Origin of the sequence: Streptacidiphilus sp. BW17 (genome assembly GCF_041262485.1) — a bacterium.
Lineage (GTDB): Bacteria > Actinomycetota > Actinomycetes > Streptomycetales > Streptomycetaceae > Streptacidiphilus.
The window spans coordinates 1-13,735 of record NZ_JBGCCR010000045.1 but is presented as its reverse complement, the minus strand read 5'-3'; the positions used below and the strand labels follow the sequence as shown (position 1 = coordinate 13,735).

Genomic DNA, 13,735 nt, shown 5'->3' with positions numbered 1-13,735 from the left:
AACACCGCTCAGACCCTGCCGCAGCCCGGCTACACTCCCGACCACCAGGCCGCTGACCAGGGAAAACGGAGAACTCTCACTGGAGTACTAGCTGCGGGCATCTAGCGGACGCCGGACAGGAGTTCTTGAGCGAGCTGCGCCTGACGCACGACGCTGTTGAGGGCGCTGGACTTCCCCTGCTGCGGAGGTTTTCCCGCGGTCCTCGAGCGTAAGGTGTGTACATGACCGACCGTGATGATGATGGCGCGGGTCGCGGGGGCCGTGGCCGCGTGGCGCGTGACGCCTCTGCCCAGGATGGTTTCGAACCGGAGGTTGCGGCGATCCTTGCTCGTCACGCACCTGCCCCGGCACGTGAAGTCCTGACCACAGCCGTGCAGGCAATCGGGCTGGATCCACGCGTTGACGACGCACCCAATGGGGCAGGCGTCGTCCTGCACCTTTCAGAGGACGACGCCCGTCAGCTCGCGAACTACCTCAGTGGTCCGCCGGTTGATCCACCGTCAGGCACGCCCCTTCTGCGGGCAACCGTAACGAATCGTGCTGCACAGCCAGGCGGCGCATAGGCACCACCAGAGATCCCATCGGCTAGTGGCAGTTGAGGTAGGCCACTGCGCTTTGACCGACATTGGTTCCGTACACTCCGAGGTATTCGGCCTCGAGCGACACGATCGTGTAGAACGGCTGCTTCACGACGGAGAATACGCAGCTGGTGGGCGCATTCACGTAGCCGCTGCATGAACGCCAACCCGAGTCACCGTGGCCAACGTTGGCTCCACCTGTGAGCGGGCTCCCTCGCTCAAGGTCGACGACGAGGCGGCATGCCTGCGGAGCTGGCGTTGAGCAGCCGGCGTACTTGGACTGCCCGTAGACCGTCCCGCCTGATGTGACCTGGAAGGGTTCAGCCGCGGTGACGTTGCACCAGGCCTCTATGCCGGCACCTGGGCGTTGGCTGCTCGCCGGCGCCGCCACCGGGTTGATGTTCGGGTTCAGTGCGGGGTCGATGGTGACGTGCCCGGACTTGGTGATGACCGTGCCAACCTGAGCGTGGACAATTGGCACTGGGGCCGTGGCCGCCGAGGCCGTGGTGGCACTGGCAGCGAATGTTGCTGCCAGCAGCGCGGCGAAGAGTGTGGTTATGAGATTCCGGATGCGCAAGTTGCACTCCTGAGGCGCCGGGTCTAGGGGTGCTCTGTACACCCTCTGTGTCCGCTGAGATGCCACTCTAAGGAGCCGTGTGTGGACTAACCACGTCCCAATTGACACCTGTCTGATTTCTACCCTGCGCAGTCCGGAATTGACCTGTCCATGTCGCTATTGAATGGTTCTGTCCGAGGGGAGCAAGCCTCCCTTGACCCGGGGCCGGAACATCAAAGGGCCGTGGCGCCCGGTGACCAGCGGCCCCCGGTCGGCTCAGCCATGCCGTGAGTTCACCGAGGTCGTGCGTCAGCCACAGCTCCCCCTGCGTAGATTCAGCGCCCTACGTCAGCCGGGTCGAGCACAACCCACGCCGGGGCACCGCCGCCGCCATCCTTACGTCGTGGGTTCAACGGTGTCGCCGGGCCTCGGTGAGGGCGTAGGCCGTCCATCGCGACTGCCCGACGGCCGGAAGCGCTGCGCGTGGCCGGGCCGCCACCGCCGCTGACCATGCATCAGCCGGAACGCGGCCTCCCAGAGGGCGAAGCGCAGGCCGCCGAGCAGGCGAGAAGACCCCCAGTACCTGGGTCGGGTCGCGGCTGACGCAGCATGTGATCGTGTTTGATCGATTACTTTCGGCGATGATTTTTTGACGGGAGTTGCACAAGCGGGGGCCCGAACAGGTTTGCTGGCTGGTGGGAGCGCCCGGCTCCCCGGTGTGAACGCGGCTGCGGCACCGCCATGTTGATTGGGGGAAACCCCGATGCACAACCTGTACCAGCTCGTCAGCGCCCTGGTCGCGCTCCGCGTCTTCGCGGGCGACGGGCGGCGCATGGTGCGCAGGCTGCTCGGCGCAGGCGTCCGTTCCGGGTTCGAGCAGCTCGCCCGCGAGCGGCAGGAGGCCGTCCGAACGGTCGACGGCCGGTGTGAGAGGGGGTGGTAGTGGTGACCGAGCTCGATGACACGACCGCCGGGCGGGCCGGCGGTTTCATCCCCGGGCGGCCGGTGCCGCCGAGTTGGCCGCTGCTGCCCGAGGCGGCAACGGACCTGCAGGTGTCGCTGCCGGTGGAGTTCCGGGCCTGGGTCGATGTCCGCCGCATCGTCGAGCCACATCTCCGCACTGACGGTTTCCGCGATCACAAGCCGCTCATCGAAGATCCAGAACCCCTGCTTCGGGGTGACCTTCAACGCTGCCCCAAACGGCACTATCCCCAGCCGGACCGTGTCCAAGCCGATCAGGCTCGACAGCCGATCCAACTGGCCATTCATCACCTCTGCTGCCCCGTACCGCACGTACAAGGCTGGCTCCCACACCAGGATCAGGAACTGACGCCCCGGCTCGTACAGCAGCGCCTGACGCTTCATCCGCGCGCGGACGCCGTCGTCGATGTCATTCGCCGTGCCGTGCAGATCGGACACGTTGGTGAGGATACTGCGGGCGTAGTCCGGGGTCTGCAGCATGCTGGGGATGACGGATGGCTCGAAGGCGCGGATCACCGTGGACTTGCTCTCCTCGGAGACGGACACCTCTTGCCGCACACGATGTCCGCCGGCGAGTTGGCGGCGCCACGACCGGTAGCGCGGCTCCAGGCCACGCAGACGGCCTTTCAGCTCGGCAGCGGCGTCTGGCTGCTCCACGGCCACGGCCCAAGCGTCGAGGTCAGCCGGGGTTGGCGTCTGCTTGCCGCTCTCCAGCTTCGACACCTTCGACTGCGTGCAGCTGAGCCGCTCGGCGAGCTCGCGGCCGGTGAGCCCGGCCTCGGCGCGCATCTCTCGAAGGCGCGCACCGAGGTACACCCGGGCTTGCTGGAAGTTCGGTGCTCACACGGTGGACGCTACCGTCGCGGCGAACCCCTCGTAACGCATCGCGTAATGCCAGGCAGCATCGCGGGCCTGACAGGCCGCCAGGACAACCTGGGGGTCGTCGGTGACGTCCAAGTGCGTGGCCCACCCGGACTCGTCCCACGCGAACGTGGCCACGAACCGGGAGTCGAACAGCCACAGGTCATCGTCCGGAAGGCCGAGCCTGACGGAATCCTCTCGCCGCAGGTAGCGGATGTCCTCGCCGGCGTCGAGGTTCACGGGCACGCTGGCGAGGCTGTAGCGCTGGTTCTCCGTGGACGGCTGATCGATGACGCGCACCCGCTCCACGCGCCGTCCCTGGCCTGTGATGCGCCGCATGACGGCGTACCAGGAGCCGCTGGGGTCGATGTCCAGGGGCTTGCCGTCAAGCCATCTGCGGTAAGTCTGGCTGCGCTCGTCGGCCGCGTACGCTCCGCGGGTCTCCAACCGCCAAGCGGTGTGCTCGAAGCCGCTTTCGAAGAACTCGGTGATCTTGTCGCCGGGGATCGGCAGCACGCGGGCCTACTCCTTCGGCGAGAAGCGGGTCAGCAACTCGCGGGGGACCACGACGAACGTCTCGCCGGGGAGCACGTCGCGGAGCTGGGTCAGGGCCTCCTCGTCGGTGAGGACGTCGCCCTGAACGACGACCCGGCCGTCGTCCGTCTCGTACAGGGTGGGGCACTGACCGTTGTCGCTGGTTGAGCCGATGAACTTGAGCTTCACGGTGGTCACCTTTCGCTCGTTCCCATTCTGTCCGTGCTGGTTGGCACCGTAGCGAGAATCACCGACAGCGCGAATGACGCCCAGATTCCATACCAGGGCGCCGGGACGCGGCTCGCAAGGCCGTCGCTGATCCTGGGGTCATGAGCGACGGAGAAACTATTCGGCGCTTCAACGTGAGCAAACCCCGTGGTGAGGGTGTCCTGGTGCTCGTCTGGGAGTCCGACGACAGAGGCATCGGCGGACGCAGGGACGTCGACGAGCGCATTGCCGGCACGTGGGCGGATCTCGCTGCGCTCGGCGCTGAATACGAAGTCCCCCGCGGGCACTGGACCATCGACGACGACGCGCAGGAGGCTCTCCGCCGCGAGCCAGGCACGGCAACGAGTTGACGCTGGATTCCGACACCTGGTGACGGATCATGCCCGGGACGCCCTCACCTCGACTCGTGGGCGTGGCCTGTTCGTGCGGGTTCAGGCGCCTGAACCCATGGGCGGTTGACCGACAAGGTAAATCCGGTTGCGAAGTTCGGTCTCTGCCCAGTCCAGGCCTGTCCAGAGGTCCAGCCAGACCTGGTCCTTCCTGTCTGCAGGTGTGTCCAGTCGGACCGCGACCCAGCTGAAAGTGCCGGTGAGGATGTCCCGCTTCTTTGCCGTCACAGACAGCGCGAAGGAGACGGCGAGTCCGGCCCTGGTGACGATGATCTGGTCGTCATGGTCGGGGCGACGTCGGCCGCCTGTGAGGTAGCGGGGTGCCTCGAGGATCTTGACCCAGTCCAGCACCGCCGCCGGCGCCTGGCCGGTCAGGCACTGCGCGATGGAGTCCCGAACTGCCTGGGCAGGGTCGTCGCCAAGCCAGCCGAGCCAGTGGTCGGGCTCGGTGAGCTTGGCGAAGTCGTCCCTGGGAGGACTGTAGTTCGGGTTCTCCTTGAACTCGCCCGTCAGCTTTCCGTCCGGGCCGACCATCCAGGCGCCCTGAACCGCCTCGCCGGGGATGTAGCCGTTTGGGTCGCCGATGTAGTCGGAGTCAATCACCGCGACCGATCCGCCGGGATGCGCTGCGGCTTCGGCCACCAGTTCGGGCGGAGGCGACTGCAGGATGCGCCGACGCTCCGCTGAGATGTCCTCCATGCGTTCCAACCCCTCGCCGTGTGGTCGACAGCCTCCTGGCGGGCCTCAGATGGCCGCTCCCGATCCGGCATGTTCGCATGCGCAGCGAGGGATCTTCGCGTCAGGGTAGCCACGGTCACTATGCCCTGGAATGACACAAGGGGTGCGGACGCAGGGTCGTTCACCCTGTTCCACACCCCGGCCAGCAGGATGGCGTCCCTTAAGCGGAGACTGCTCCTACCGGGAACAGACCTGGTGGGCGGGGACCCAGGTGCGGGCGAAGAAGCCCTCGTGGCGCTTGCCTTGCCGGTCGCGGTGGGCCGGGTGCCAGGTCCGCACCCACTGGCCCTTCACCACGTGGGACCGCGAGGAACGTCGGGCGATGGCCGTCGCCTCCAACGCGCCGTTCTCGGAGTGGAAGCAGACCTTCACCGACCCCCGGCTGTGTTCCGCGATCGTGGACCGGGTCACCTTCAACGCGCACATCATCGAGACCGGCGAGGAGTCCTACCGGCTCCAGAAGACCCAGGAAGCACGCCGGAACACCAAGTAGGCCCGCCACCACGGCTGTCACTGCCGGCGCATACTCTCTGCCCATCGATCAAGGAGGGGCAATGGGCTTCACAGGTGACTTCGTCCTGGCACGCAGTGATCAACCACTTCATGAACTGGCCTGGTTCGCCGCCGGATGCGAGGAGGGGCACTCCGACTGCCTGTCCTCCTGCTCGCCTCGCGCGGGCGGCTGGCAGACCGTTCAGATCCACCACGGGGTTCGGGACTACGCACTCCCCGCCTTCCAGAACCTCGTCGCAGCCACCGGCGCCCCGATCCTGATCGCGAAGGTGATGGACAGCGACGTCTGTGAGGTCCGCGGTCTGGCTCCTTCTGGGGCCCGATGGTCGACGTTCCTCGACCCGGTCATGGCCGCCGAATACGACATCCCGGAGCCGCCACCAGGTGCCGCCGACCTCATCGAAAAGTGGGCCCAGGAGGCTGGCTTCACCCCCGATCCGACCCGACTCAGAGAAGTCCTGGTCAAGCGCGCGGACCCGTTCGTCGAGGACCTGATCTTCGAGTTGATCGACTCGTGCGGTTTCCCGCCGAGCATCCCCACCGAACCCAAGTAAGCCCGACCGAGGCCGGCGACTCCCAGGGGGACTCGCCAGCCTCCGCCATGCTCGCCCGGACGGGGCACCAGTGCCACCCGAGACCCGAGTCGAGTCGGGGCAGTCGGCACGTGGACCTGTCGGGGGCACGCGCATCAGCCGACCACTGCCCACAACGCTACGGATCCCCGCACCCCCGCCGCCATCGAAACCACTCGGACAACGTGGGGCCAAAAGAACCTGCTCAAGCGGCGCGAAGCGGTTAACCGCACGCCCCCTGACGTCTCCCCTGGTCCCAGAAGTTCTTGTTCAACTGGGGCCAAAAGTTCCGCGCAAAATCACTTTCGCGAGTTCGGCGTCAAGGTACCCCTGCACAGGGGCGAACAACCCGTACGGCACCAGCTCGGGCAGCTCAGCGAGTTGGGCCCAGCGGACTTCGGCGAGTTCCTCGTCGGCCGCGACCGCCGCCGTGCCGCGCTCGACCGTGCATGCCACGTACGACATGTGCCGACCGGTCTTCGGATGCACCCGCTCCCCGAGCACCTTCACCGCCGAGACAGTCAACCCGGTCTCCTCGAGCGTCTCCCTGACAGCCGCCTGCTGCGCCGACTCGCCAGCCTCGATCTTCCCGGCCGGGAACTGCCACACCAACTCGCCCTCGGGCACGGCACGGCGGACCATCAGCACCCCGCCGCCCCACACCACCACCGCAGCTGCCACCGGCCTACCGTTCATCGTCCCGCTCCGCAACCCTGGCCCATCGCGCGAACGACCAAGTCCTGCCCGTCGACCAGGTCCTCCCCCAGCTGGCAACTATCCGACACTGGATATCCCGGGCCATCGTCCGAACACCGGCAAACCGCAGTGAACCGATCTCCAAAAGCCCCGCCCCGCGACCGATCGGGCCGATAGCGTCGTGCGCATCAACGCGCAGCTCACCGAAGGGTCTTCGAGGGTGACCGACTTCCCCAGCTTCCACGAACTGCCCGGACTCACCTCAGACGAGCACCAGGCGCTGCGGTCGATGAGTCGGGCCTGCCAGATCGCTGACGGGGAGCGTCAGGCGGCCTACGCGACCGCCTCCCGGTTGAGCCGGCTCTCCGACGCCGTCGAGGACCTCGAACCCGGCACCGACGGCGGCCCGACCAGCTTCCGCGAACTGACGCACGAGCTCGCCGGTCAAGCGTGGGACTGGGATACCGCTGTCGAGCAGATCACCTGCCGGTACGTCACCGCGTACACGGTGCTCGGCATCACTGTGCTGGACCGGATCGTCCACGGCAAGCCGCCGCTGACGGCCGAGCAGCTGCACCGCTTGACGCGCGAGCCCAGCCTCGGCGAGCTGCGCGCCGCGCTGCTGATCCCGGTCCGAGACCTGCTGGTCCGCCGCAGCGAGGTCGAGATCACCCGTCAGGAGCACCGGCGAGCGGAGCTGGTGGACCGACTCGGCAGCGTCAAGGCTGCCATCCAGACGTGGCTGGAGGATACGCCGGACCACGTCGTCGACCAGGCGCGGATCAGCGTGTCCGGGGCCAAGGACACCGATGAGGTGTGGACCGGCCTGCTCGACCCGCTGATCGCGGTCGCCGAGCAGACCCCGTACGAGATCAGCAACCACCTGCGCGGATAACAGGAGAGGGTCAGCGTGCCGAACTTCCCCGCCCCCGAAGCCCTGGCCGGCCTCACCACCGCCGAGCGTCAGGCGCTGCGGTCCACCACGCGGGCATGCCGCCTGCTCATCCCCGCCTCCTTCGAGTCCCGGGCGCTGCTGGAGCGTCTGGCCTCCCAAGGCGACGACATCGAGGAAGACGAAGCCGAGCTCCCCGACACTCTCCAGGCCGGCACCGCCGCGATGGACGACCTCACCGCGGTGGCCAGGGCCTGGCACGAGAACGCCCGCCGCCTCGCCGTCCAGCACGCGGCCGCACTCACCGTCCTCGGCACCGCAATCCTGCAGCGCCTGGCGTACGACGAGCCCCCATCGGACGTCGACCGGCTGTCAGCCCTGCAAGAAGAGCCGACGATCGGCGACCTGCACCGCGTACTGCTCGTCCCAGCCGCAGACCTCCTGCCCGGGGACGCCAACATCGAGTTCGCACAGCAGTGACGCGACGACGCATTGCGTGCTCTCGACGGGCTGCGCGAGGCACTGCGCAGCCCACAGATGCTCGGCGAAGTCAGCACCCGGCTCCTCGACGGCCTACTGATCACAGAGATCAACAAGATCAACCACGACCCCGTCTGGGAGCACCTGCTCGAACCGCTCCATCTGCTCGGCGGCAACACACCCTTCGACATCGCCCGCCGCCTACGGACCACACCCGCCGCCTCCCCGAGCTGACCGCGCCCGGGCCGAAGAGCAACGGGACCACCCCGCCGACCAAGCCAGCACACCCGCCACCCCCGCAGCTGCCTGACCCGCCCCGGCGCGAACCCTGACGGGTGGCCGCCTGTGTGGGGGCTTGGCCCGCCACGCGGCCAACCAGCGCCGACCCGCTGTTCCAGCTCAACTGCCGGACTTTGGCTTGGAATGCGACGACAATGTGCAGTGAGCAAAGGAGGAGAACACGATGGGGCTTGAGTTCTCGGGTGTGAGGCTCGGAACCAGTGGTGATGGAGCGGTGTTCGCCTTCTGGGGAGAGGCCTTCGGTGTTCCGCCGGGGCTGAGCGTGGTGGGCCCGGACGTCGGCGGGATGGGACAAAGGCAGGTCCGTGGCCCGTTTGTGGCTCTCATTCCGACAAGTGAAAGCACAGTGGCGGCTGAATGCGCCCGCCTTGTGGCGTGCGGTGCCACAATTCTTGGGAAGTACCACAACGGGTGGGGGTGCGGGTGGGTCGAACTCGCCGATCCTGACGGAAACCTCTTCATTGTCGAATCACGTGAACCTGAGGATTTTGAGGCGCTGCTCGCCACACCTAGGGAGACGGCGGACCCGTTTTGGAGTGACGCAGTCGACCGACGGTAGGGCGGGCAGCGCCTACCGAGGCGTCAGCAGTACTGGTACTGGTACAGGCTCTGGTTCGTGGTGAATGCGGTCCCGGCGCTGGACCGCTCCTCCAACTCGGTCCAGGTCCGCCACATCCGGTGGTCCGCGCGTACGCCAGCAGACCCGCTTCGTCCGGCGTGATGGTGGGAACCATCGCCCGCACGTCCAGCATCCTGTCCGCGCCGACCAGCTCGACGGCGCTCTCCCGTTCGAGCCCGGACACATCAGCCGCGAACACCGCCCTCTCGCCTTCGAGGCCGAGCAGCACCCGGTCGCCGGCCGCGACGAGGACGTCCCTCGCCTGGGCCAAGGGCAGCCGCAACGGCGTTTCGTTTCGCACCAGGCACTGGTCCTGCCACAGGGGAATGACCTGGGTACTGGCCCTGGTCAGCAGTGCCTCGATCCAGTCCGAGTCTCCCCGCCGATCAACGACACGGTCGAGCCCCAACCCGCTGTAGTACACCGCTCCTCCTGGATCACAGTGTCCGCCTGTCCTCGACACTAGCGGATACGTCCGCCGACACCCTCCGCAGGAGGAATTGTCAAATCCTGTGGACTGACCCGACAGCCCAATAGCCGGTCGATCAAGCAAGCGGCTTGCGGTAGCGGACGTACTCGTTTCGCCGCCGGAACCCCACACTCTCGTAGAGGTCGTAGGACCGGTGCGGATTTGCAGTGCCCGTGAACAGCCGAGCGGTCGTTGCACCCTGCTCGCGAAGGCTCCGCAGCCCGTCCAGCAGCAGGACCCGGCCGATTCCGAGGCGTCGCTGGTCCGCCCGGACACTCAGCTCTTCCACCTCGCCCACGGTGTGGTCGTGACGGCGGATGGAGCAGAGAGCGACACCGACCATGTCCTGCCCGTTCCAGGCAGCCCTCCAGCATGCCGGGTCGGCGGTGTCGACGAAGTCCTGGAAAGGCCATCTCTGTGTGAAACTGCGGTCCGCGTACGAATCGACGACCGTCCTCCAGGCCGCACGGTAGTGGCTTGTCCCGATCGGCCCTGTCCGTATCCCGCCCGGCAGTTCGCCGCCCGGCTCGGGCACCTGCTGCAGATCGCCCAGCTCCAGCTCGACCAGGCTGAAGACACGTCGGTAGCCGGCTGCGCGCAGAAGTGCCGTGGCGTCCTGCTCGGAGGTCATGGCGTTCGCGCCGATCACTGCCGTCCGCGCCGTTCCATGCTGTTTGACGAGCTGGCGGATCCGCTCTTCGGCCCAGCTCAGCATGGCTGAGCCGATGCCCTGGCCGCGATGCTCGGGCAAGAGGTGGCCGCGGTGCAGGTACAGCCACGTATCGTCCCGCTCTTGCCACCACCGGATCGTCGAGTAGCCGACGACGCTCCCGTCGAGCACCACCAGGATCTGGTTCTTGGACGGCTCCTCCAACTTGGCTGAAGCTTCGGCGATCTCGGCCGCTGTCGGGAGCCCTTCCACTACCGAGTGGACATCGACCCGGTCCCGCTCAACACACCCCAGCCGCACCGCGGCCATGGCGCCGTGGTCTTCGTTGCCGCGATACGGCCGGAACCCGAAGCCGACCGGAAGGTCCTGTCCTGCCGTGCCATCCAACATGTCCGGATGTTCTCGAACTTCGAGCCAGGTCCGCCACCCTATTCACGCCGCGGTCGTCTGCGGCCGTTCAACGAGCTGGCCGCGTTCAAAGCGGGCCCCAGCGCGGACGAGGGCAACGAGGTGGGGTGCATTTACGGCTCGCCAGCGGGCCTGGGCGGACTCGACGAGCTTGAAGACCATCGCCAGGGCGGCGGCCCGGGATCCGGCGCCCTTGGTGACCCTGGTCCGCAGACGGACGGTCGCGAAGGTCGACTCGATGGGGTTGGTTGTCCGCAAGTGGATCCAGTGCTCGGCGGGGAAGTCGTAGAACGCCAGCAGCTCATCCTCGTCATCGACGATCTTCTCGACGACCTTGGGGAACTTCGCGCCGTACTGCTTGGCGAACGCCTTCACCGCGGCGGCCGCGTGCTCCTTGTCCTCGGCGTTGTAGATGTCCTGGATGGCCTTCTTTGCCGCGGGCTGAGCGGACTTCGGGAGGCTGTCGAGGCAGTTGGCCGTCTTGTGAACCCAGCACCTTTGGTGGCGGGTTTCGGGGAAGACCTCGTTCAACGCGTTCCAGAAGCCCAGGGCTCCGTCGCCGACGGCGAGGACGGGAGCGCGCATGCCTCGCCGCTGGCAGTCCCGCAGCAGGCTCGCCCAGGACTGCGAGGACTCGCGGTAGCCGTCGGTCATCGCGATCAGCTCCTTGGTTCCGTCCGCGCGCACGCCCATGACGACCAGGACCGCGGCCTTCGCCTCCTCCAGCCGTATGCGTAGGTGGATACCGTCGGCCCAGACGTAGACGTAGTCCGTGGCGGACAGGTCGCGCTCGCTGAACGCCTTGTGGTCGGCCTGCCACTGGGCGGTCAGCCGGGTGACGGTGGCCGGGGACAGGCCGACCGAGGAGCCGAGGAACTGCTCGAGCGCGGGCACGAAGTCCCCGCTGGACAGGCCGTGGAGGTAAAGGAGCGGCAGCACCTCGCTGATCTTCGGGGACTTGCGGCACCACGGCGGCAGGATCGCCGAGGAGAACCGCTTGCGCTCGCCGGTTGCCTCGTTGATGCGCTTGTCGTTGATGCGTGGGGCCTTCACCTCGATCACCCCGGCCGCGGTGGTGACCTTCCTGGGCTGGTGATAGCCGTTGCGGACCACCAGGCGGCGCCCACTCTCGTCTCGCTGGTCGGCCAACTCGGCTACGTAGGAGTTGACTTCAGCCTCCAGAGCGGCGGCCAGCATCCGACTCGCGCCCTCGCGGACGATGTCGTCGATCAGAGAGCCGGTCTCGGTCGTTCCATCGGCATTCACTACGCTCAGCACGAACGTGCCTTCCCAACCGACGGTGCAACGTCGGTCTACTCGATGACCAGAAGTCGATCACTCGGGAAGGTACGCCCTTCGCGTCCAACCCGAGGCCGATCCACAGGTCATGAGCATTGCTCCGGCGGGGCTGACCCCGGCCTCTCACGGAACCCGCGCCAGAGCATTCTGATTCCCCACTCACGGCCACCTGATGGGGAATCATCTGGCCGCCAATGTCACGGTGAGTGTTCGGCGGTCCTGGCCGTGAACGTGCTCGGAGGCGACGCCTGGCGGCGTCACTCCCCGCACCAGCGGGGTCAACGCGACCCGTTCGCCAACGGGCACACGAAGCAGTTGCCCAGCTTGGCCTCCGGCCCGTTCCGCTACAAGACCCACGCCGACGAGTACCCGAGGGCCGCACGACGGCACGCGAAGATTCCGGTGAAGCAGGCCGCCGCCGCCCCCTCGGCGCTGAGCCTGCTCCATCCGTCGGAGGGGATCACCGGCTACTCGCCTGAGCAGTTCCTCGTCGACCCGGCGAACGAGGCGGAGACGGACATCCCCGGCGGCCTGGACGCGGACGCGCACGTTGTCCAGCTGGACTTCGAGGAGGCCCGTCCGTCCCTCAAGCTGGACCCGAGCGCAGGGCCGCTGGATGACTTCATCGCCCTGAACAACCGGGTGCTGTCCCGCTTCACCGGGGACGAGCGCGCCCGGATCGGGGTCTACACCGGCACCGGCGCCGCCAGGTGGGCTGGGGGCCTGATACAGGTGAGCTCTCCTATTCAACTGTCGTCAGTTCGTCGTGGTGTCCAGCCGGATGGTGACCGTAGGTGATCCCCGGCGGCGTACCGGCTCCAGGTCCCTCCGCCCTGTGCAGTGAGCTTGGCGGTGGTGACCGGGTGGTAGCCGAGGGCGTCGGTGACGACGGGGGCCGGCATCTCCAGAACGCGCTGGCGGATAGCCGCCGCCCGGCTGGCGGTCGTGGCTATGCCGAGGTCGTTGATCAGGTCGGCGAGCGCGTAGGGGTTCATCGGCTGTGCGGCCCGTCGGCCGAGGAAGAGCCAGCGGGAGTCGCGGTTCGTGGCGGTGTTCATGTTGTCGCGGTTGTCGATCCACTCCAGCAGCAGGTCGGTGGGCGGAGCAGACCCAATTCGCGTTCCATTGCCGCCGCGACGGTGAGCAGGAGGTCGTCGCGGTGGTGCGGCCCGACAAGCTGGACCGCGCAGGGCAGCCCCTGGGGAGAGAGCCCGACCGGGATGCTGACAGCCGGGTTGCCGGTGTCGTTGAAGGCCGCGGTGAAGGCGACGGGCAGGGCCCGGTCGCGGAACATGGCGAGGGTGTCGGGACCCTCGGCCGGCCATGCGGTGGTGGGTGCGGTCGGGGGTGAGCAGCAGGTCGCAGTGGTCGAATAGTCCCGCCGCCCAGGCGTCCAGGCGTCCTCGGTGGTGCCAGTAGCTGGTGAGTTCCTCGGTTGTGACGGCACGTCCGCGCTCCACTGCGGCGGCGAACCAGGGCTCGAACGCGTCGGCGTGGTCGCTGAACGCGTCGGCGAGGGTCTGGTAGCGGCGGTGGGTGAGGACCTGCTGGCGCAGCAGGAGCGTGTCCGCGAACTCGGCTGCGCCGGGATACGGGGTGTGGACCTCGGTGATCTGGTGGCCGAGCCGGGCCAGCAGATCGGCTGCGGTCTGCAGTGCCTGGCGGATCGCCGGCTGTGGGTCGGCCACGCCGAGGGTCGGGTTGACGGCGATCCGCAACCGGCGAAGGGGGGTCGCCAGGCCGCCGCCGTCTTCGACGGCATGCTCGCGGGACTGGCCGGCGACCCCCACCCGAGCGACCACGCACCCGACCCGGACGAGGACGGACGCCCATAGCGGACGGCTGAAAGCGCATTGGCTGAGCTTGCTCCGTTTTGACGGACAGGTTCGTTGTGTCGTTCAGGCTGCTTGACGGACTTCGAAGTGGGCGGGGCTGAGGTAGCCCAGGCTGCT

17 protein-coding genes and 3 pseudogenes are annotated in these 13,735 nt (G+C 67.5%); 8 read left to right on the top strand and 12 right to left on the bottom strand.

Features of this window, described 5'->3' with window-relative positions; all coding sequences use genetic code 11:
* Positions 1–585 precede the first annotated feature (585 nt).
* From ABH940_RS34000 to ABH940_RS33985, 4 genes are all read right to left on the bottom strand, one after another.
* The gene (locus ABH940_RS34000) at positions 586–1,155 is read right to left on the bottom strand and encodes a hypothetical protein (RefSeq protein ID WP_370069952.1); all 570 of its coding nucleotides are present in this window, start codon (positions 1,153–1,155) and stop codon (positions 586–588) included.
* A 375-nt stretch (positions 1,156–1,530) separates the two neighbouring features.
* Positions 1,531–2,931, bottom strand: a complete 1,401-nt coding sequence (locus ABH940_RS33995) for a helix-turn-helix domain-containing protein (protein WP_370069954.1) — start codon at positions 2,929–2,931, stop codon at positions 1,531–1,533.
* A 24-nt stretch (positions 2,932–2,955) separates the two neighbouring features.
* Positions 2,956–3,492, bottom strand: coding sequence for a DUF6879 family protein (locus ABH940_RS33990; RefSeq protein ID WP_370069956.1), 537 nt, complete (start codon positions 3,490–3,492; stop codon positions 2,956–2,958).
* Positions 3,493–3,498: 6 nt separating this feature from the next.
* Complete coding sequence (locus ABH940_RS33985; protein ID WP_370070137.1) at positions 3,499–3,699, bottom strand: hypothetical protein; 201 nt, start codon at positions 3,697–3,699, stop codon at positions 3,499–3,501.
* 140 nt (positions 3,700–3,839) lie between these two features.
* On the opposite strand from ABH940_RS33985, the gene ABH940_RS33980 reads away from it, so the two are divergent.
* On the top strand, positions 3,840–4,088 hold the full coding sequence (locus tag ABH940_RS33980; protein ID WP_370069958.1) for a hypothetical protein: 249 nt from the start codon (positions 3,840–3,842) through the stop codon (positions 4,086–4,088).
* Between the two features lie 81 nt (positions 4,089–4,169).
* Here the strand turns inward: ABH940_RS33980 and ABH940_RS33975 are convergent, their stop codons facing one another.
* Positions 4,170–4,826: a hypothetical protein gene (locus ABH940_RS33975; RefSeq protein ID WP_370070139.1), complete on the bottom strand. Its 657-nt coding sequence runs from the start codon at positions 4,824–4,826 to the stop codon at positions 4,170–4,172.
* A gap of 130 nt (positions 4,827–4,956) precedes the next feature.
* Here ABH940_RS33975 and ABH940_RS33970 point away from each other — a divergent pair, with 130 nt between their 5' ends.
* Complete coding sequence (locus tag ABH940_RS33970; protein WP_370107027.1) at positions 4,957–5,358, top strand: ATP-binding protein; 402 nt, start codon at positions 4,957–4,959, stop codon at positions 5,356–5,358.
* A 61-nt stretch (positions 5,359–5,419) separates the two neighbouring features.
* A complete protein-coding gene (locus ABH940_RS33965; protein WP_370069964.1) occupies positions 5,420–5,932 on the top strand; it encodes a hypothetical protein in 513 nt (170 codons plus the stop codon).
* 288 nt (positions 5,933–6,220) lie between these two features.
* Here the strand turns inward: ABH940_RS33965 and ABH940_RS33960 are convergent, their stop codons facing one another.
* On the bottom strand, positions 6,221–6,646 hold the full coding sequence (locus tag ABH940_RS33960; protein ID WP_370069966.1) for an NUDIX hydrolase: 426 nt from the start codon (positions 6,644–6,646) through the stop codon (positions 6,221–6,223).
* Between the two features lie 220 nt (positions 6,647–6,866).
* On the opposite strand from ABH940_RS33960, the gene ABH940_RS33955 reads away from it, so the two are divergent.
* The 4 genes from ABH940_RS33955 (at position 6,867) to ABH940_RS33940 (ending at position 8,877) form a co-directional block, all read left to right on the top strand.
* Complete coding sequence (locus ABH940_RS33955; RefSeq protein ID WP_370107026.1) at positions 6,867–7,541, top strand: hypothetical protein; 675 nt, start codon at positions 6,867–6,869, stop codon at positions 7,539–7,541.
* 15 nt (positions 7,542–7,556) lie between these two features.
* Positions 7,557–8,018 carry a hypothetical protein gene (locus ABH940_RS33950; RefSeq protein WP_370069970.1) on the top strand — a complete coding sequence of 154 codons (462 nt, stop codon included), beginning with the start codon at positions 7,557–7,559 and terminating at the stop codon, positions 8,016–8,018.
* Positions 8,019–8,030: 12 nt separating this feature from the next.
* Entirely contained in the window at positions 8,031–8,252 is a 222-nt protein-coding gene (locus tag ABH940_RS33945) for a hypothetical protein (RefSeq protein ID WP_370069972.1), read from the top strand.
* 229 nt (positions 8,253–8,481) lie between these two features.
* A complete protein-coding gene (locus ABH940_RS33940; RefSeq protein WP_370069974.1) occupies positions 8,482–8,877 on the top strand; it encodes a VOC family protein in 396 nt (131 codons plus the stop codon).
* A gap of 136 nt (positions 8,878–9,013) precedes the next feature.
* On the opposite strand, the pseudogene ABH940_RS33935 reads toward ABH940_RS33940, so the two are convergent.
* From ABH940_RS33935 to ABH940_RS33925, 3 genes and pseudogenes are all read right to left on the bottom strand, one after another.
* A pseudogene (locus ABH940_RS33935) lies at positions 9,014–9,361 on the bottom strand (NUDIX-like domain-containing protein); the annotation flags it as partial.
* Positions 9,362–9,482: 121 nt separating this feature from the next.
* Complete coding sequence (locus ABH940_RS33930; RefSeq protein ID WP_370069976.1) at positions 9,483–10,466, bottom strand: GNAT family N-acetyltransferase; 984 nt, start codon at positions 10,464–10,466, stop codon at positions 9,483–9,485.
* A 42-nt stretch (positions 10,467–10,508) separates the two neighbouring features.
* The gene (locus tag ABH940_RS33925) at positions 10,509–11,762 is read right to left on the bottom strand and encodes an IS256 family transposase (RefSeq protein WP_370069978.1); all 1,254 of its coding nucleotides are present in this window, start codon (positions 11,760–11,762) and stop codon (positions 10,509–10,511) included.
* Between the two features lie 309 nt (positions 11,763–12,071).
* Between ABH940_RS33925 and ABH940_RS33920 the strand changes: the two are divergent.
* Positions 12,072–12,485, top strand: a pseudogene (locus ABH940_RS33920) (5-methyltetrahydropteroyltriglutamate--homocysteine methyltransferase); the annotation flags it as partial.
* 44 nt (positions 12,486–12,529) lie between these two features.
* Here ABH940_RS33920 and ABH940_RS33915 read toward each other — a convergent pair.
* From ABH940_RS33915 to ABH940_RS33905, 3 genes and pseudogenes are all read right to left on the bottom strand, one after another.
* Positions 12,530–12,841 (bottom strand): hypothetical protein, encoded by a 312-nt coding sequence (locus ABH940_RS33915; protein ID WP_370070149.1) that lies wholly within the window; start codon positions 12,839–12,841, stop codon positions 12,530–12,532.
* On the bottom strand, positions 12,838–13,077 hold the full coding sequence (locus ABH940_RS33910; protein ID WP_370070151.1) for a hypothetical protein: 240 nt from the start codon (positions 13,075–13,077) through the stop codon (positions 12,838–12,840). Before ABH940_RS33910 ends, ABH940_RS33915 begins: the two co-directional genes overlap by 4 nt.
* A 109-nt stretch (positions 13,078–13,186) precedes the next feature.
* Positions 13,187–13,471: pseudogene (locus ABH940_RS33905) on the bottom strand (hypothetical protein); the annotation flags it as partial.
* Positions 13,472–13,735: the final 264 nt, after the last annotated feature.

Coding starts and splice junctions, on each gene's coding strand:
- ABH940_RS33980 (WP_370069958.1), top strand. CDS start 3,840: ATGAGCGACGGAGAAACTATTCGGCGCTTCAACGTGAGCAAACCCCGT.
- ABH940_RS33975 (WP_370070139.1), bottom strand. CDS start 4,826: ATGGAGGACATCTCAGCGGAGCGTCGGCGCATCCTGCAGTCGCCTCCG.
- ABH940_RS33970 (WP_370107027.1), top strand. CDS start 4,957: ATGACACAAGGGGTGCGGACGCAGGGTCGTTCACCCTGTTCCACACCC.
- ABH940_RS33965 (WP_370069964.1), top strand. CDS start 5,420: ATGGGCTTCACAGGTGACTTCGTCCTGGCACGCAGTGATCAACCACTT.
- ABH940_RS33960 (WP_370069966.1), bottom strand. CDS start 6,646: ATGAACGGTAGGCCGGTGGCAGCTGCGGTGGTGGTGTGGGGCGGCGGG.
- ABH940_RS33940 (WP_370069974.1), top strand. CDS start 8,482: ATGGGGCTTGAGTTCTCGGGTGTGAGGCTCGGAACCAGTGGTGATGGA.
- ABH940_RS33930 (WP_370069976.1), bottom strand. CDS start 10,466: ATGTTGGATGGCACGGCAGGACAGGACCTTCCGGTCGGCTTCGGGTTC.
- ABH940_RS33915 (WP_370070149.1), bottom strand. CDS start 12,841: ATGAACACCGCCACGAACCGCGACTCCCGCTGGCTCTTCCTCGGCCGA.
- ABH940_RS33910 (WP_370070151.1), bottom strand. CDS start 13,077: ATGTTCCGCGACCGGGCCCTGCCCGTCGCCTTCACCGCGGCCTTCAAC.